Origin of the sequence: Shewanella sp. Iso12, assembly GCF_012030025.1 — a bacterium.
In the GTDB taxonomy this organism is placed as follows: Bacteria; Pseudomonadota; Gammaproteobacteria; order Enterobacterales; family Shewanellaceae; genus Shewanella; species Shewanella algae.
In genome coordinates, this window is the sequence record NZ_JAAUHW010000002.1 from 476495 (window position 1) to 494660 (window position 18166).

The 18166-nt window shown below is 54.1% G+C and carries 15 protein-coding genes; 7 read left to right on the top strand and 8 right to left on the bottom strand.

Features of this window, described 5'->3' with window-relative positions; genetic code table 11:
• Nucleotides 1–155: 155 nt before the first annotated feature.
• Nucleotides 156–2993 (top strand): ExeM/NucH family extracellular endonuclease, encoded by a 2838-nt coding sequence (locus HCX89_RS06130; protein WP_167715372.1) that lies wholly within the window; start codon nt 156–158, stop codon nt 2991–2993.
• Between the two features lie 118 nt (nt 2994–3111).
• Here the strand turns inward: HCX89_RS06130 and fabV are convergent, their stop codons facing one another.
• From fabV to pspF, 7 genes are all read right to left on the bottom strand, one after another.
• A complete protein-coding gene (fabV, locus tag HCX89_RS06135) occupies nt 3112–4314 on the bottom strand; it encodes an enoyl-ACP reductase FabV (RefSeq protein WP_025887141.1) in 1203 nt (400 codons plus the stop codon).
• Nucleotides 4315–4430: 116 nt separating this feature from the next.
• Entirely contained in the window at nt 4431–5216 is a 786-nt protein-coding gene (locus HCX89_RS06140; RefSeq protein ID WP_025011219.1) for an ABC transporter ATP-binding protein, read from the bottom strand.
• A complete protein-coding gene (locus HCX89_RS06145) occupies nt 5197–6204 on the bottom strand; it encodes an oligopeptide/dipeptide ABC transporter ATP-binding protein (protein ID WP_025011220.1) in 1008 nt (335 codons plus the stop codon). Before HCX89_RS06145 ends, HCX89_RS06140 begins: the two co-directional genes overlap by 20 nt.
• A 2-nt stretch (nt 6205–6206) precedes the next feature.
• Nucleotides 6207–7097 (bottom strand): ABC transporter permease subunit, encoded by an 891-nt coding sequence (locus HCX89_RS06150; RefSeq protein ID WP_028780445.1) that lies wholly within the window; start codon nt 7095–7097, stop codon nt 6207–6209.
• Entirely contained in the window at nt 7084–8115 is a 1032-nt protein-coding gene (locus HCX89_RS06155; protein ID WP_025011221.1) for an ABC transporter permease subunit, read from the bottom strand. The genes HCX89_RS06150 and HCX89_RS06155 overlap by 14 nt, the downstream gene beginning before the upstream one ends.
• The gene (locus HCX89_RS06160) at nt 8115–9719 is read right to left on the bottom strand and encodes an ABC transporter substrate-binding protein (protein ID WP_254428363.1); all 1605 of its coding nucleotides are present in this window, start codon (nt 9717–9719) and stop codon (nt 8115–8117) included. The genes HCX89_RS06155 and HCX89_RS06160 overlap by 1 nt, the downstream gene beginning before the upstream one ends.
• 226 nt (nt 9720–9945) lie before the next feature.
• The gene (gene pspF, locus HCX89_RS06165) at nt 9946–11025 is read right to left on the bottom strand and encodes a phage shock protein operon transcriptional activator (protein ID WP_167715374.1); all 1080 of its coding nucleotides are present in this window, start codon (nt 11023–11025) and stop codon (nt 9946–9948) included.
• 179 nt (nt 11026–11204) lie between these two features.
• On the opposite strand from pspF, the gene pspA reads away from it, so the two are divergent.
• From pspA to HCX89_RS06195, 6 genes are all read left to right on the top strand, one after another.
• Nucleotides 11205–11888, top strand: coding sequence for a phage shock protein PspA (gene pspA, locus HCX89_RS06170; RefSeq protein ID WP_025887146.1), 684 nt, complete (start codon nt 11205–11207; stop codon nt 11886–11888).
• A gap of 20 nt (nt 11889–11908) precedes the next feature.
• Complete coding sequence (gene pspB / locus HCX89_RS06175; RefSeq protein WP_025011223.1) at nt 11909–12142, top strand: envelope stress response membrane protein PspB; 234 nt, start codon at nt 11909–11911, stop codon at nt 12140–12142.
• Nucleotides 12135–12524 (top strand): envelope stress response membrane protein PspC, encoded by a 390-nt coding sequence (gene pspC / locus HCX89_RS06180; RefSeq protein ID WP_025887147.1) that lies wholly within the window; start codon nt 12135–12137, stop codon nt 12522–12524. Before pspB ends, pspC begins: the two co-directional genes overlap by 8 nt.
• Before the next feature lie 54 nt (nt 12525–12578).
• The gene (locus HCX89_RS06185) at nt 12579–14015 is read left to right on the top strand and encodes a YcjX family protein (RefSeq protein WP_093983127.1); all 1437 of its coding nucleotides are present in this window, start codon (nt 12579–12581) and stop codon (nt 14013–14015) included.
• Between the two features lie 3 nt (nt 14016–14018).
• Nucleotides 14019–15152: a YcjF family protein gene (locus HCX89_RS06190; protein ID WP_167715376.1), complete on the top strand. Its 1134-nt coding sequence runs from the start codon at nt 14019–14021 to the stop codon at nt 15150–15152.
• 129 nt (nt 15153–15281) lie between these two features.
• The gene (locus HCX89_RS06195; RefSeq protein ID WP_167715378.1) at nt 15282–16475 is read left to right on the top strand and encodes a PLP-dependent aspartate aminotransferase family protein; all 1194 of its coding nucleotides are present in this window, start codon (nt 15282–15284) and stop codon (nt 16473–16475) included.
• Between the two features lie 48 nt (nt 16476–16523).
• On the opposite strand, the gene HCX89_RS06200 is transcribed toward HCX89_RS06195, so the two are convergent.
• Complete coding sequence (locus HCX89_RS06200) at nt 16524–17918, bottom strand: DASS family sodium-coupled anion symporter (RefSeq protein ID WP_167715380.1); 1395 nt, start codon at nt 17916–17918, stop codon at nt 16524–16526.
• Nucleotides 17919–18166: the final 248 nt, after the last annotated feature.

An 18166-nucleotide genomic window follows, 5' to 3' on the forward strand; every position in this document is an offset into this window, starting at 1 on the left:
ACACTAAAGTTTGATAAATATTTTACATATTGCAACTTGATTGTAACCTGTGGCCTTTATAGTGGCTGCATCTCCGGATGCGGGGATGTAGAAATAACATTACTTATTGATAAATAAGAAAATCACTATAATCAGGATATATTTCAGGGGTCAATATGTTAACCAAGGCAAGTCTGCTTGCCCTGGCCGTGGGCAGTATTGCTGCCCAGGCTCAGGCGAGCGAGCAAGTGATCATTTCCGAATATGTTGAAGGCTCAGGCAATAACAAGGCCATCGAACTCTTTAACGCCGGCAGCCAAGCTGTCGATCTCAGCCAGTATCAGCTGGATATCTTCTTCAATGGCAGTAGCAGCGCAGGCAGCAGCATTGCCCTGAGCGGCATGCTGGCCGCCGGTGGCACTCATGTATTGGCCGACAATGATGCCGACGCTGCAATCCTGGCATTGGCGCAGCAAACCAGCAGCGCCAGTTTCTTCAACGGTGATGATGCCCTGGTGCTGAGCCGTAATGGTGAGGTGGTCGACAGCCTGGGCCAGGTTGGTGTGGATCCCGGCTCCGAGTGGGGCAGCGGTGATGTTTCCACTCAGAACAATACTATAAGGCGTAAGCTGGACAACTTGAGCGCGGATCTCGACCCCTTCGATGCGGTTGACCTCAGCGGTTGGGATGGTTTCGCCATCGATAATATCGACGACCTGGGGGCCTTTGGCGGTAATGCCGGCGAGCCGGGTGAACCGACAGATCCCGGTAATGGCGCCTTGGTTTGCGGCGATGCGGCTACACCCATTCATGCATTGCAGGGTAGCGGTGAGGCCAGTCCATTGGCCGGTGAAACCCTGGAAGTGGAAGCAATAGTCACCAGCAACCAGGAAGCGGGTCTCAAGGGATTGTTCCTGCAGATGGCCGATGCCGAGGCGGATGCCGATCCTTTGACCTCGGAAGGGGTGTTCCTGTACACAGGCAATAGCGCCAGTGGTTATCAGGCTGGCGACCGAATTCGAGTGCGGGCTCAGGTCACTGAATATCAAGGCCTGACCGAACTGACCAATGTCAGTGCCAAGGCCTTGTGTGCCACATCACAGCCTCTGCCGAGTGCAGCCAGGGTGAGCCTGCCGGTAAATGACAGCAGTGCACTTGAAGCCTTCGAAGGCATGTTGGTCAGCTTTGAGCAGCATCTTACGGTAAACGAAGTCTACAACCTTGGCCGTTATGGTGAGGTGTTGTTGGGTTCAAGCCGTCACTTTATCGGTACTCAGGTGGCCAATCCCGGCGCCGATGCCTTGGCGGTCACGGCAGCCAATGCCCTGGATTCCATAGTGCTTGACGATGGTCTGACGGCACAAAACCCGGATCCTGTTATCTATCCGGCCCCGGGTCTGAGCGCCGCTAACCCGCTCAGAGTCGGTGATACTGTCACAAACCTCACCGCGGTGATGCATTACGGTTTTGGCATTTACCGTTTGATGCCGGTCGATACCGTCAACTTTGTTGCCGCCAATCCCAGAGCATCCGAGCCTGAGTTGAATCGTCTCGATGCCTTGACAGTTGCCAGTTTCAACGTGCTCAACTATTTCAACGGCGATGGCCAGGGCGGTGGTTTCCCCACGTCCCGTGGCGCCGATACTCAAGAGGAGTTTGAGCGCCAACGAGCCAAGATAATCGCGGCGATGAAAACCATTAACGCCGATGTCTTCGGTTTGATGGAAATCGAGAACGATGGTTTCGGCAGTAACTCGGCAATTGCCGATCTGGCCCGCGGTCTCAATGACGCTATTGGCACTGACAGCTATCGCTATCTGGCGCCACAGGTTAATCGTATTGGCAACGATGAGATCAGCGTCGGTATTCTGTATCGTCAGGACAGAGTCACCCCAGAAGGGGTAGCGGCGATTCTGGACAGCAGTAATTCGGCGCTGGATGACAATGGTCAGGTGCTGTTCAACGATGGCAAGAACCGTCCCATGCTGACCCAGAAGTTTAGCGTCAACGACAGTGAGGATAGCTTTGTGGTGGCGGTCAACCACCTCAAGTCCAAGGGCAGTGATTGTAATGCGCTGGGCGATCCCGACATGAACGACGGCCAGGGTAACTGTAATCTGACCCGAACCCGCGCAGCCATGGCGATAGGCCAGTTCCTGCAGGCAGAATATCAGGATGACAAGGTGCTGGTGATAGGGGATCTCAACGCCTACGCCAAGGAAGATCCGCTGACGACCCTGGCCAATGCCGGTTACGCCGAGCTGTTTGGCGAGCTTGGTAAGCCTTCAGCATACTCCTATGTGTTCTCCGGTGAGTCGGGACAGCTAGATCATGCACTGGCCAATGAAGCCATGCTGGCCAATGTTCGTGATGTGACTGAGTGGCATATCAATACCGATGAACCCAGGGTGCTGGACTATAACACTGAGTTCAAGACGCCGGAGCAACTGCAAAGTTTCTACAGCAACGATGCCTTCCGTTCATCGGATCACGACCCTGTGATCATCGCCCTGGACTTTGCCGCGGCCAATCAGGCACCGGTTGCCGAGTTCTCAGTGCAGCAAAATGGCGCTGCGGTGGCGCTCTTTAGCACTTCGAGTGATAGTGACGGTGAGTTGGTGAGCCTGGAGTGGGATCTGGGTGATGGCACTCAAGCCTTTGGCGAGCAGGTGAGCCATGAATACCAGCAAAGCGGTGTCTACCTCATTACACTGACTGTGACTGACGACAAAGGTGCCCAGCACAGTGTCAGCCGTGAGGTAACCGTTGAGATAGCCCCTGAGCCGACCGAGCCTGTGGCGGTTATCCGTCATCTGGATCTTTGGCTGCTGCAGGTGTTTATCTCAGAGAGCTATGATCCTGACGGTTATATCAAAAAGCAGCAGTGGCGCTTCAACGATGGGCGTAGATTCAACGGCCCGGTTGCCATGCGTATTGGCGGTCGTGCCAATGAAGTGACACTGACAGTGACCGACAATGATAAGCAAAAGGCCAGCACCAGCCTGAGCTTCTAATCAAAAATACCCGAAAAGGTAAAACGCCCCCAATAGCTAAGGCAATTGGGGGCGTTTCTTTTGTGCATTTAATCAAGAGCAGCGTTTAACAGCGACTTGATACTTGCCTGCACCTTGTTTAGAGCTCTATAACATCAAACTCAACCGCCGGATTAACGTCGGCATCATAGTCTATGCCTTCGATACCAAAGCCAAACAGCTTGAGGAATTCGGCCTTGTACTCACGGTAGTCGGTCAGCTCACTGAGGTTTTCTGTGGTGATTTGTGGCCAGAGATCGCGGCAGTGCTGCTGGATATCTTCTCTCAGTTCCCAATCATCCAGGCGCAGGCGGTTGGCATCGTCTACTTCTGGCTTGCTGCCATCGGCCTTGTATAGGCGCTCGCTGAACATACGGTAAATCTGTTCCATGCAGCCTTCATGCAGGCCTTCTTCGCGCATCTTCTTGAATACCATGGCGATATACAGCGGCATTACCGGAATAGCCGAACTGGCCTGAGTGATCACACTCTTGAGCACGGCGACATTGGCACTGCCACCCTTGGCGGCCAGTCTTTGGTTCAGTTCGCCGGCGGCGCGGTCGAGATCCATCTTGGCTTTACCCAGAGCGCCATGCCAGTAGATAGGCCAGGTCAGCTCTGTACCTATATAGCTGTAAGCTACTGTCTTGCAACCATCGGCCAGCACGCCGGCCTTGTCGAGGGCATCTAGCCACAGTTCCCAATCCTGACCACCCATCACAGTAACAGTATCTTTGATTTCCTGCTCTGTCGCCGGCTCAACCGAGGCTTCAATGATGGTGTCTTTGTTGGTGTCCACCGCGGTAGAGCGATATGACTCGCCGATAGGCTTGAGGGCCGAGCGGATCACTTCGCCGCTGTCTGGCAGTTTGCGTACAGGCGAGGCCAGTGAATAAACCACCATGTCTATCTGGCCCAGATCGGCCTTGATCAGCTCAATCACCTTGGCTTTGGCTTCATGGCTGAAGGCATCACAGTTGATGCTCTTGGAATACAGGCCTTCAGCCTTGGCAAACTTGTCAAACGCCGCCGAGTTGTACCAACCGGCTGTGCCGGGTTTGGTCTCAGTGCCGGGCTTTTCAAAAAAGACCCCGATAGTGGCAGCGTCTGAACCAAAGGCGGCGGCAATACGGGAGGAGAGACCATAACCACTGGAAGAACCTACCACCAGTACTTTCTTGGGGCCATTGGCTATCTTGCCTTTGGCCTTGGTGGTGTTGATCTGCTCCAGCACGTTGGCTTCACAGCCCAGAGGATGAGTAGTGGTACAAATGAAACCACGAATTTTAGGTTTAATAATCATGTCTTAGCTTCTTCTTCCGAAAACTGTCATTAGGATAAGTATTTCAACTCTAATTGGTACTGATTTTTTCAAAAAGCCTGCCGACGGGGCAGTGGTTGGAGCAGTTTGAACCCTTATCAACGCTTGCGGGCCAGTTGTGCCTGCTCCTGCAATAATCTTTGGGTGTATTCGTGTTGCGGATCATTGAACAGGGTCTCGGTGGCGGCTTTTTCCACCATCACCCCCTTGTGCAACACCATGATCTTGTCGCTTACATGGCGGATAACATTGAGATTGTGGGACACAAAAATATAGGAAAGCCCCATCTCTTTTTGCAGCTTGAGCAGCAGGTTGAGGATCTGAGCCCGTACCGAGAGATCCAGCGCCGTCAGAGCTTCATCGGCGATAATGATCCTCGGGTTGAGCATCAAGGCCCGGGCCACCGCTACCCGCTGCTTCTGTCCTTCGGAAATCATATGGGGATAAAACTCCACATGTTCCGGCAGCAAGCCGACTTTGCGCAAAGTCTCAACCACTTGCTCGCTGCGGGCATGGGCCGAGAGCCGGGTATTAAACCTCAGCGGCTCATTGAGCAGTTCCCCTATGGTCAGCCTGGGGTTGAGTGAGGTGTTGGGATCCTGGAATATCATCCGGATAAGTCTGCAGCGCTGTTTCAGATCATGGCTGTCGAGCGGCTCACCATTGAACAGAATTTGTCCGCCGCTGCGATACTCGGCGCCGACCAAAATACGGGCCAGAGTACTCTTGCCGGAGCCGGCTTCACCGGCAATGGCCAGGGTTTCGCCACTGTTGAGTTCGAACGAAATGGGCGCCAAAGCCTCAGTATATTGGCGGCGAAAGCCCTTGTAGCCGCTGAAGTAGCGTTTGCTCAGGTCCGTGACTTTAAGCAAGGGAGTCGTCATCAATAGGCTCACTCTGATAAGGGAAATGGCAGGCGTAATATCTGTCTTTATGATGGCTCAGTTGCGGTTGTACCACGCATTGTTTGCGGGCCTCCGGGCAGCGAGGCCCCAGGCGACAGCCTATCGGCAGATGTTGCAGCGCCGGCACTGAGCCAGGCAGGGTCGGCATCAGCGTCTTGTGGGCTGCAGGGCCTGAGTAGTCCGGCATATTATCCAGCATCGCCTTGGTATAGGGATGATAAGGCTGCTCAAGTAGCTCTGCGGTAGGGCCGGATTCCATCACCTGGCCGCTGTAGAGCACAGTCAAACGGTTACACCAGTTCGACAGTGTGTCCAGCTCGTGGCTGATCAGCAAGATGGCGACGTTCTGCAACTGATTGAGCTGAGTCAACAGACGAAATATCTGCGCCTGGGTACTGGGTTCCATCGAAGCCGTGGGTTCATCGGCTATCAGCAACTTGGGACGATTGGCGAGCGCCATGGCGATCATCACTTTCTGGCATTCACCTTCGGAGAGTTCCCAGGCATAGCTGGCCAGCACCCGCCGCGGCTCTTTGACCCCCACCTTGTGCAACCATTTTTGTGCTGTAAGACGCCGCTCTTTACCGCGGCGCCAGAAAGGTGTCTGCTTATTCAGCGGCATGGCTTCAATCAATTGGCTGCCCACAGTAAGCGCCGGGTCAAAGCTGCCGGAGGGATCCTGAAATATCATCGACATATCAGAGCCCATAAGGCTGCGCCGCTCCGCCTGATTCATTTCCATCAGGTTGCGGCCATCCCACATCATGCGATCGGCGGTGACAGTCCAGTTGGGGCCGGGGATCCCGAGAATGGCCCGCGCCATGAGAGAGCGGCCCGAGCCGGATTCACCGACCAGACCATGGATTTCACCGGCATTGACTGTCAGGCTGACTTTTTCCAGCGCCTTGACCCGCCCATGGGGCGTGTCCAGTTCTATGGTGAGATTACGAATATCGAGTAACGGCATAATCAGTTTCTGATGGGCGCAAGCGCCGATCTCAGTCCATCGCCGACCAGGTTGACGGCCAACACACTCAGCAGGATAGCCGCTCCCGGAATGGTCACTGTCCAGGGAGCGGTCAGCAGGTTATCCAGGCCCTGGAATACCATGGCACCCCATTCGGATTTGGGCGCCTGGGCACCGAGATTGAGAAAACCCAGCGCGGCGATATCCAAAATGGCCGCCGATATTGCCAGCGTTGTTTGAATAATCACAGTCTCCCAGACATTGGGCATAATCACAAACCAGAATATCTGCAGACCATTGGCGCCATCCAACTTGGCGGCGGTGACATATTCTTTTTGCAACTCTTCATGCACGGCTTGATGTATGGCGCGAACAAACTGAGGCGTGAGCGCGATACCCACGGCCCAGAATACGTTCATCAGCCCGGGGCCCATTACCGCCACCACCAGAATAGCCATCAAGAGTGATGGAATCGACAGCAAGGCATCGAGCAGGTGCCCTAGGATACTGGACTTGAGGCCGCGCATCATCCCCGAGAATGAACCTATGATAAAACCCACCAGGAGTGCGGTGGCGACAATCGCCAGCGCCATGCCGAAGGTGTAACTGGTGCCGTGCAGCAGGCGGGAAAAGATATCCCGGCCGAGATCGTCTGTACCGAGAAAGTGCTCAACCGTGCCGAGATCGTCCCAGGATGGTGGCAGTAACAGGGCGTTGGGATCTTGAAAATCGGCCGGGTAGGGGGCAATCATGGGCCCGAACATTGTCAGGATCAGCAGGCAGAGCACGCCCCAGAGCCCGGCAAGCGCAAAAGGATTGGCGGCAAAGGTACGCCAGAGCTTGAGGCTGGGGGATGGAATATCGTCTTCCTGATAAATCTTAATTTGAGGCATAGAGTTCCTTCCTGCTGAGCGGATTGGTGGCCGTATGCAGCACTTCAATCAGAATACTCAGAAAGATAATCAGCAGCGCTACCGCCAGTGTGCCGCCCTGGATCACAGTGTAATCCCGTTGGTAGATACCTGATACCAGCCAGGAGCCGACCCCGGGCCAGCTGAAGATCACTTCCACCACTATGGCATAGCTGGCAAATGGCCCCAGCATAAGTCCCAGGTGCTTGAGCAGGGGGATCAAGGCATTGGGCAGGGCGTGGCGCAACACGATTTTACCCGTGGGCAGGCCTCTGGCCTCGGCGGCGCGGATATAGGTCTGGTTCATCACATTCATCATCGCCGAGCGGGTAATACGTACCACCACGGTAAAGGGCAACACAGACAAGGTCAGCGCCGGCAGGATAATGTGCAAGGCGGCATCCTTAAAGGCGGATAAGCGGTATTGCGAGTCGGACAGCAGGGTATCTATCAGCATAAAACCGGTCACAGGCTTGATCTCATAGAGCAGGTTTATCTGGCCGGAAATAGGCAGCCAACCCAGTCTGACCCCGAACCAGAGCGACAGGGACAGCCCGAGCCAGAATACCGGAATCGAGTAACCTGTCAGTGTCACCGCCATGATGGCGTTTTGGGTCAGTTTCTGTTTACTCAGCGAGGCCAACACCCCCAGCGGCACCCCGAAGATGATGGCAAACAAACCGGATACAGTCGCCAGTTCGAAAGACGCCGGCAGTACCGCCAACAGCTCTTCTGCCACCGGTCTTTGAGAGGTCACAGAAATGCCGAGATCGCCACTGAGTCTCTGCCCCAAGTAGCCAATAAACTGAGAAAAGGAGCCGCCATCGAGATGATAGTCGGCGATGATTTGTGCCTCCTGGGCATCACTCGGGGCCTGGATCCCGGTCAGGGCATAGATGCGGTCCACCGGAAACAAACTGGTGGCGTAGAAGAGTACACAGATAAGGATGAGTGAGGTGGCGACAAAGAGATTAAGCCTGCGCAGCAGATAAGCAGCCATCAGTTTTGCTCCTTGGCGGGCGATGTTTTTTTCTCAACAGCCGGTTTGTTGCCGTGGCCTATGTTGGCAAAGGCGATGCCGCCAAAAGGCGTGAGGCTGGTTTCGGTCACGCTGGCATTTTTCAGTGCCATACGTTTGGCATGAGCCAGGCTCACCAACGGCATATCCTGTGCCAGAATCGCCTCGGCCTGGCGGTACAGCAAACTGCGGCTTTCTCTGTCGGTCACGCGTCTGGCCTGGTTGAGCAGGCCGTCAAATTTGGGGTTACACCAGCGGGAACGGTTGTTGTTGGAAGCGATGGAGCCACAACTGAGCAAGGGGGTAAAGAAGTTATCCGGATCGCTGTTGTCGGCGTTCCAGCCGATGAGTACTGAGTCATAGTCACTGCGCGCCAGTTTTTGGGTGAACACACTCCAATCGTAGTTGACGATATTGACCTTGACACCTATGGTCGCCAAATCAGCCTGGATCAGCTCGGCGGTCTTTAGCGCATTGGGGTTGTATATTCGTGCCACAGGCATAGCCCAGATATCCAGCTCCAGTTTATCTATGCCGGCTTCATCCAGCAGCGCCCTGGCTTTGTCCGGGGCATATTCATAACTCTTGGCCGAGTCGGAATAGGCCCAGGAGGAGGGCGGCAGAATACCGGTTGCCTCGACGGCAGTGTCCTGATAAACGGCTTTGAGCAGGTTTTGCTTGTCGATGGCGTAGGCCAGCGCCCGTCTGACCCTGACATCATTGAACGGCGGCTTTTGGGTATTGAAGGCCCAATAGGCCACGTTCATCCCGGGGCGGCTTTCCAAAACCAGGTTGTCGTGCTGCTCAATAACCGGCAACTCACCGGCCTTGGGCAAGGCCGAGACGCTGCAATCGCCGGTGATCAGCTTGGCCAGGCGGGTAGTGCTTCGTGGCGTGATATCGAACACCAGCATTTCAGACTGCGGCATATTGCCCCAGTAACCCGGGTGGCGCCGGTAGCGGATATATTCATTCTTAACGTATTGCACCAGCATAAAGGGGCCTGTTCCTATCGGCTGGTTATCCAACTGCTGTGGGCTGCCTTGGGCAAGAAGCTGATCGGCATACTCTTTGGAGAGGATCACCGCAAAGTCGGTGGCCAGGTTGGAAAGGAATGAGGCATCGGGCTGGGTGAGTTCAAATCTGACTCTATATTCGCCCTGTTTGCTGATGGATTTTATCAGCCCGGCAAAACCTATGCTTTGGAAGAAGGGGTAACCGCCCTGAGCTACCTCATGGAAAGGGTGCTGCTTGTCTATGATGCGGTTGAAACTGAACAGCACATCATCTGCATTGAAATGCCGACTGGGGTGAAAGTAGGGCAGATCGTGAAACTGGGTACCCTGGCGCAGCTCAAACTCATAACTGAGGCCGTCTTCGCTTATCTGCCACTCGGTTGCCAGTGCCGGAATGATATCACCGCTCTCGGGATCATAATCCACCAGGCGGCTATAAATTTGGTGCGAGGTGGCATCGATTGTGGTTCCCGAGGTCACCAGCTGCGGGTTGAACGACTCGGGATTGCCCTCGGAGCAGTATACCAGGCCGGAGGGCACTTTCTGTTGACCACAGCCGCCAAGCAGCATTGTCAGAGCCAGGCCGGTCAGTATGCTCCCGGTCAGCTTCAGGCGCCGGCATGAGCGGAATAAACGCCCTGCCACAAGATCTCCGTAGAGCTTGCTCCTGGAGACTTGCGCCATTGCATCAGAGTCTTGCCCGGGGCGTAACGTCAGCAGATTCATTGCAAAATCGTTAGTTATTCAGATGTTGACCGAACATTTTAGCAGTGCAGCCGTTACCTGGGCAATCGGCTTATGCCTTATCGAGCAAATTGTATTTTTTCAGTATGCCTCTGAGCTGATGGTAGCTAAGTCCCAGTAGCTCTGCGGTTTTCTTTTGATTGAACTGGCTGGCACTGAGCGCACGTTGAATAAGGTCGGTCTCGAAGTCTTCACAGCACTGTTTGAAGTCCACCGGGAACTGTATCTGGTTTGCCGAAGGTTCAGGGTTATCGCTCGTCGGTGCGGCGGCACTGCCGGCAAGGACTTCATTGCCAACATCAGCAGTCGCCAGCTGGCGACTATGGGTCTTGACCCGCTTGGTGGGCCGGTAGGGCGAGGCAAAAGGGTCGAGCACTATGTTCTCAATCGGTTCGGGGTTATGGCCATGGCGATAGACGCTGCGCTCTATGGCGTTTTTTAGCTCCCGAATATTACCCGGCCAGCTGTGATCCAACATGGTCGCCACGGCTTCGGCGGCAAAACCGGTAAACAGCTCCAGTTTGAGCTGACGCGCCATCCCCACGGCAAAGTACTCGGCCAATGGCAAAATATCTTCCCGGCGGCAGCGCAGCGGCGGCAGGGTGATCACATCGAACGCCAAACGGTCGAGCAGATCGGCTCGAAACTCGCCGGCTTCAGCCAGACTGGGTAAATCTTCATTGGCGGCGCAGATTAGGCGTACATCGGCATTGAGGGTCTTGCTGCCGCCCACCCTTTCATATTCACCATATTCTATGACCCGCAGCAGCTTCTCCTGAATGAGGCCGGACGTATTGGCCAGCTCATCGAGAAACAGGGTGCCGCCGTCGGCGCGCTCGAAGCGGCCTTCATGACGCCCCTTGGCGCCGGTAAATGCGCCGGACTCATGGCCAAACAGTTCACTTTCCAGTAGATTTTCACTCAAAGAGGAACAATTGAGTTTGATAAAACTCTGATCCCAGCGTTGGGAAAGATAGTGCAGACGCTCGGCGATCAGCTCTTTACCCGTCCCCCGTTCACCTATGATAAGCACGGGTTTGGACAGCGGCGCGATTTGGGAAACGTGCTCCAACACCTCCAACAAGGCATTGGATTGACCGATAAGATTGTCTTGCTGATAGGGATTGGCCACGATAATAGTTAGTCTTTAACGCTAATAATTGGTGAAAATCATAATATGCGGGTAGGTTAAATAAATAAAGAGAAAGTTAAAATTTATATTAAACTATTGATTTTAAATGGCGTTTAAAAGTTGGCACGGGATCTGTATTACAAGAACCGAGACCCACAATAAATGTAGAGGACAGGATTATGGGAATTTTCACACGTTTTGCCGACATCATTAATGCCAACATCAGTGCCTTGCTGGACAAGGCGGAAGATCCGGAAAAAATGGTGCGCCTGATCATTCAGGAAATGGAAGATACCCTGGTTGAAGTGCGTTCTACTTCGGCTAAAGTATTGGCAGAGAAGAAAGAGTTGCTCCGCCGTATTGGCAAAGTGCAGCTTCAGGTGCAGGATTGGCAGGAAAAGGCTGAGCTGGCACTGACCAAAGACAGGGAAGACCTGGCCAAGGCCGCGTTGGTTGAAAAGCAAAAAGCCGCTACCCTGGCGCAGACTCTGGAGCAAGAGCTCGAGGTAGTTGAAGAGCATATTGCCCGCCTGAAAGAGGAAGTGGGTCAACTGCAGGAAAAGCTGGCCGATGCCAAGGCACGCCAGAAGACCATCATAATGCGCAAGCAAACCGCTTCTTCACGCCTGGAAGTGAAAAAGCAGCTGGATTCCAGCAAAATCGACAACGCCATGCTCAAGTTTGAGCAGTATGAGCGTCGCATCGAAGGGCTGGAAGCTGAAGTTGAGTCCTATGATCTGGGTGGCAAAAAGTCCAGTCTGGAAGAGGAATTTGCGGCACTCAAGGCCGAAGACTCTGTCAGCGCCGAGCTGGAAGCCTTGAAGGCCAAGGTGAAAGGCGATAGCGCCAAAACCAAAAAATAATTCAGACTCAGAGGTGATTTATGGATATGGACTTACTGCTGGCACCCCTGATTATCTTCATGATCTTTGTGGCGCCAATCTGGTTGATTCTGCATTACCGCAGTAAACGTCAGGTGAGCCAGGGGCTTACCGAAGCAGAGTTCAAACAGCTTAACGACTTGATAGACACAGCTGACAAGATGGGCCAAAGGATTGAAACGCTGGAAGCCATCCTGGATGCCGAGTCCCCGGAATGGAGGCAACGTCATGACTGAATCAGGCAAGCGTACTCTTTACCGCATTCCCCAGCAAAGGAAGATAGCCGGGGTCTGTGCCGGGGTAGCCGAGTACTTTAATCTGGAACCTTGGTTGGTTCGGGTGGTGGCAGCTTCCATCTTCCTGCTCGGTGGCTCAGGCATAGTGGTTATCATCTATCTGCTGCTGTGGATGATACTGGATGTCAAACCTTGGACAGCCAAAGACACCCATAAGGACATTGGGGTCAAGAAAAAGGTCTGGCAAGCCGGGGAGCCCGCCAAACAGGCGCTCAGAGATGTAAGCAATCGCTTTCAATCACTGGAGCATAGGCTCCGGGCACTCGAACAACATGTCACCTCTGAGCAGTTCGAGTTGAAAAGACAGATCAATAACCTATAAATCCTTGTTCAAGGGGCGGTGCTTACCGCCCCGTTTGTTTGTATCAGGAGAATTATGGCAAGCGTCAGGCAAAAGTTCGGCAAACTCAAACACAAAACCCGCGAGTTGGCACAACGCACCACAGACAGGCATCTTAGGTTGGCGGTTACCGGCCTTTCCGGCGCAGGCAAGACGGCCTTCATTACCGCGCTGGTGGATCGACTGCTGCGCGCCGGCACTGAGGCTGATGGCAGTGGCTTACCCCTATTTCAGGTGTGCCGCGACGGACGTTTACTCGGGGTCAGGCGGGAGCTGCAGCCTGATTTGACCATAGCCAGTTTTGACTTTGATGCTGCAATTGCCAGCTTGACCGCAGCCAAGCCCAGTTGGCCGGCGTCGACCCGCAGTATCAGTGAGCTGCGGCTGACGCTCAAATATGTGCCTACCAAAGGGATGCTGGCAAAATTGGCCGACAGCGCCAAACTGCATCTCGACATAGTTGATTATCCCGGGGAGTGGTTGCTGGACTTGCCCATGTTGAGCCAGGACTTTAACCGCTGGTCCGAAACCCGCTTTGCCCGGCAATCAACCCTGGAATCCTCGCCTCTCTATCCTAAGTTTGCTGCGGCGCTGGCGACGCTGGATTTGTACGCCGATGCCGACGATCAGGCGCTGGCCGCCATTGCCGAAAGTTATCGGTTATTGCTGCTGGATCTGGTGCAACAACAGGGGTTTTATCAAGCCCAGCCGGGGCGAATGTTGCTTCCCGGAGAGCTGGCCGGTACGCCAATTTTGGCTTTTTTCCCCCTGTTACCCGAGCAACTCCAAGATAAGCAGCAACTGGCATCGGCCGGACGTCGCAGCAATTATCAGGTGCTCAGGCACAGATATCTGCAATATCTGGCCAAAGTGGTCAAGCCCTTCTATCAGGAGTATTTTGCCGGTTTCGACCGTCAGTTAATTCTGGTGGATTGTTTCAGCGCCCTTAATCGTGGCAAGGCGCAGTTTGAAGATATGGCCGAAGCACTCAATGCCATTTGTGCCAGCTTCCAGTATGGCCAGTCCAGTCTGTTGCGACGTTTGTTTGCCCCCCGAATAGATACTCTGCTGTTTGCCGCCAGTAAAGTCGATCAGGTGACCCGGGATCAGCAGGGCAATGTGTTGTCACTGCTCAGTGCCATGTTGGCGCCCAGTCGGCAACAGGCCGGATTTGCCGGCAGTCGGGTGGAAACCATGGCCATCAGCGCCATCAAAGCGACCCGTCACGGTATGGTCAAAGATGCCGATGGCGTGGAGGTGGAAGTGGTTTGTGGCCGACGCATGAGCGATGGCCAGAAGGTGACCCTGTATCCGGGCGAGGTGCCCAGAGCCTTGCCTGAGCAAGCGTTTTGGCAAAGGCAGGGATTTCATTTCTGTGAGTTTGCGCCGCCCGACAGCCAACCGGAACTAGGCTATGAACATATCCGGCTCGATCATCTGCTGGAGTTTCTTTTGGGCGACAAGTTGAGGTAAGTCGTGGCAAAACACAGTTCAGAAAAGCATGTTGATAATGCTGCCGGCAACGGCAGTCACGCTGATGAAGCGCAACCCACAGAGTTGGCGCCGCAGAGAATTTTCAGTCATCAGCCGGAATCCGCCGCCGAATTGGCCGCGGCCAAGGATTTCCAAGGCGATGACTTTGTTGAATACCCCACAGAAGCCGAACTGGAACAAGTGCTGAGTGCACAGCCCAAGGCAGATGAACTCATCTCCCTCAAGCCCAAACGCTGGTCCTGGTTGGCGCGCTTGGCTCTGTTGGGCGTGATGGCGGCGGTCGTGGTGCAGACACTGCTCGGTCTTGTCGATGCCTGGCGCGACAGCCCTTGGCTGTTTGGTTTTTACAGCCTGGTGCTCGCTTTGGTGCTGGCCTGGGTAGGCAAGCTTTGTTTCGGGGAATGGCGCAAACTCAAACGCCTGCGCCAGGTGGAAGATACCCAGCAAACCGGGCAACGCCTGCTCGGCAGTATGCAGATGGGCGAAGCGCGCGACTTTATCTATGGTATTTGCAAGCAGATGCCCAAGGGGCCAGAGCAGGACAGGCTGCAGACGCTGCTGAATCCGGAGCAGAATGATGCCGAGCAGTTGCAGCTGTTTGATCAGGTAGTGCTGACCGAGCGCGACAAGGTTGGTATGAAGCTGGTGCGCCGTTATGCGGCCGAATCGGCCCTATTGCTGGCGGCCAGCCCGCTGGCGGTCTTGGATATGGCGCTGATCCTCTGGCGTAATCAGAAGATGATCCAGGATATCGCTCGCTGTTATGGGGTAGAGCTGGGTTATTGGAGCCGTATTCGGCTGATCCGCGGGATCCTGGTCAATATTCTCTATGCCGGCACCACAGAGCTTGCCACCGACTTGGGTACCCAATTGCTGTCGGTAGAGATGTCCGGCAAGCTTTCGGCGCGGCTTGGTCAGGGGCTGGGTGGCGGTTTGTTGACGGCGAGACTTGGCTATCAGGCGATGGCGCTTTGTCGGCCGCTGGCATTTTCCAGTGCCAGCAAGCCCAAACTGTCGCGGATCCACAAAAAACTCCTGTTGGAGCTGAAGGATTTTTCAGCCTCTGTGCTGGCCAGAAAAACCGAACGTAACAAAGATTTTACAACCAAGGAGTAATGATTTTTGCTTGCCGATTTGGGCAAGTCTTGCTGACTCAGTATGTTGGTGCCAGGACAACTGAATCATCCCGGGCGAGAAGCCGAATAACAATATAAGGGATGGTCGGACTGACATGGGGAGTTAAGCATGCAACACAAGCAGCCAAAAGCACTGCACTCAGCCACACTGGCTATTCATGGCGGCCTCTCGGGCGAGCCTTCCGGGGCACTGGTGTCGCCTTTATATCAGAGTGCCACCTTCTGTTTTGATACCGCCCAAAGCGGTGGTCGCCGCTTTGCCGGTGAAGAAGAGGGCTATATCTATACCCGCTTGGGTAACCCGACGGTTGCCGAGCTTGAGCGGCGTCTGGCGCTGCTTGAAGGCGCTGAAGCCGCTGCTGCTGCCGCGTCCGGCATGGGCGCGGTATCGGCGGCCTTGCTGGCATACTTGAGCTGTGGCGATCATCTGCTGGCTTCCTCAGCCGTCTATGGCTGTACTTTTTCATTGATGACAGAGCAGTTTGCCCGCTTCGGTATTGAGGTTTCTCTGGTGGATTTTGCCGATCTCGCGGCCGTCGAGGCGGCTATTCGCCCCAACACCCGGGTGATTTTCTGCGAAACCCCGGTGAACCCGCATCTGGCCGTGTATGATCTCCGCGCCATAGCCGCTATCGCCAAGCGCCATCAACTGACCAGCATAGTGGACAACACCTTTATGACGCCGCTGCTGCAGCAGCCACTGCAGTTGGGAATCGATCTTGTGGTTCACAGCGCCACCAAGTATCTCAATGGCCACGGCGATGTTATTGCCGGTATCATCTGTGGCTCACAGGCGGCGATAACGGCCATCAAGCAACAACAGCTAAAAGATATTGGTGCCGTGCTATCGCCTTTCGATGCCTGGTTGATTTTGCGAGGCCTGAAAACCCTCTCGGTACGACTCGAACGTCATTGCGATAATGCCGAGCGCCTGGCGCAGTATCTCGAATCTCATCGCGCCGTGGCCAAGGTACATTATCCCGGGTTGGTTTCCCATCCGGGCCATCAGTTTATCGGCTCGCAGATGCGCAGGGCCGGTGGGGTGTTGGCGTTTGAGCTTAAGGCCGATTTGGAGCAGTCCATGGCCTTTGTCAATCGACTGGGATTGTTCAAAATTGCCGTGAGTCTGGGGGATTGTGAGTCGCTTATTCAGCACCCGGCGTCCATGACCCATTCACCCTATACCCAGGAGGCGCGTCTTAAAGCCGGCATAGGTGACAGCCTGCTGCGAATATCGGCCGGGCTTGAAGATGTGGATGACCTGATAGCCGATCTGGAGCAGGCATTGACAGTGATCAGTTAAAAGAGACAAGGCGAGCATGGCTCGCCTTGTTTTTCGGGCTTAAGAGAATCAAATGCCCCAGAAGGTGTGGGCTATGATATAGAGCACCAACATACTGATGAAGTTGATGATAATACCGGCACGCATCATTTCAGACTGCTTTATGTAGCCTGAGCCGTAGACTATGGCGTTGGGTGGCGTGGCCACCGGCAGCATAAAGGCGCAGGATGCCGAAATACCTATGAGCACCGACAACATTACGGGCGATAGCCCCAATGCTTCGGCGATAGCGGCAAACACAGGTACCAGCAAGGCGGCACTGGCGGTATTACTGGCAAACTCGGTCAGCATCACCACAAAGAAAATGACCGCAAACACGAACAGCGACATATGGGTACTGCCGAAGATGTCCGTCATCCAGTGGGCCAGGAAGACGCTGGTACCCGTGGCTTTCAGTACGGCACTCAGGGTCAGACCGCCGCCGAACAGTATCAGCACACCCCAGTCGGTGGTTTTTTCTATTTTTTTCCAACCAACCAAGCCAAGACCTGCCAGCAAAACCACTGCAGAAAGAGCGACTATGGTGTCAAACTGGCTGATACCGCCAAGGGCGGCCGATAGAGGCTGACTAAAGATCCAGCAGCAAACTGTGGCCAGGAAAATAAGCAGAGTCAGTTTTCCCTGGAAACTCAGTTTTTGATCTTCGATATCCAGTTTACATTCCACCGACAGATCCGGTTTGAAATACAGATACAGGGCGATAAGCATGGTTGGCAACATCAAAGCCACGGTCAAGAGGCCAAACTCCAGCCAGTCGCTGAAGCTCAAGCCGGCCTGGGCAGCGGCGATGGCGTTTGGCGGACTACCTACCAGAGTGCCTATGCCACCAATGTTGGCCGAGTAAGCGATACCCAGCAGCATAAAGACATAGGTGTTGTGCTGGCTCTCTTTATCCAGTTGCTGCAAGATCCCCAGTGCCAGAGGCAACATCATGGCCGCGGTGGCCGTGTTGCTGATCCACATAGACAGCAATGCGGTTACCCCAAACAACATCATACAGGCGATGCTGAGTTTACCTTTGGAAGCCAGCAGTACCTTTTGGGCGATAAGGGTATCGATTTTTTGATGGTGCAGGGCAGCAGCCAATACAAAGCCACCAAAAAACAAATAGATAATTGGATTGGCAAAGTTGCTCATGGCAGCTTTGGTTTCAAATACACCGAAAAATACCGCCAGAACCGGAATGAGTATCGCCGTGATACTCAGATGAATGGCTTCCGTAAGCCAGAGCACAGCGGCAAATACCAAGATAGACAGACCGGTATTTATCCCGGGTTCAAAAGGTAAAAAGCTGTGCAATAGAAAAAGCAGCAGGATATCTGCAGCCAAGATCAACATGTTACGTTGTTGTGTGCTCTTCTCTGTCTGCGAAGGGGGTAAGCTTTCCGTTTGTTCTAAAGACATTCTCAACTTCCTCGTCTTGTTTTTATGGCAAGCAATTTAGGGCATAGCTCACATTTGGCAAAGGGCTTTCTTGGGTAAGTTAACTACCATGCCCACTACATTTGCATGAGGAATCTATCACGAAAATAGCAAATGTGAGAGCCGTATCACCCTAAATTGATCGCCTTTGAGCGTTTTTTTGTTTCAAACGGTTAACTAAGGAGCACGGCCTTTATATTGCTGAAAGAGAATGAAAGTTTAAAACGGTG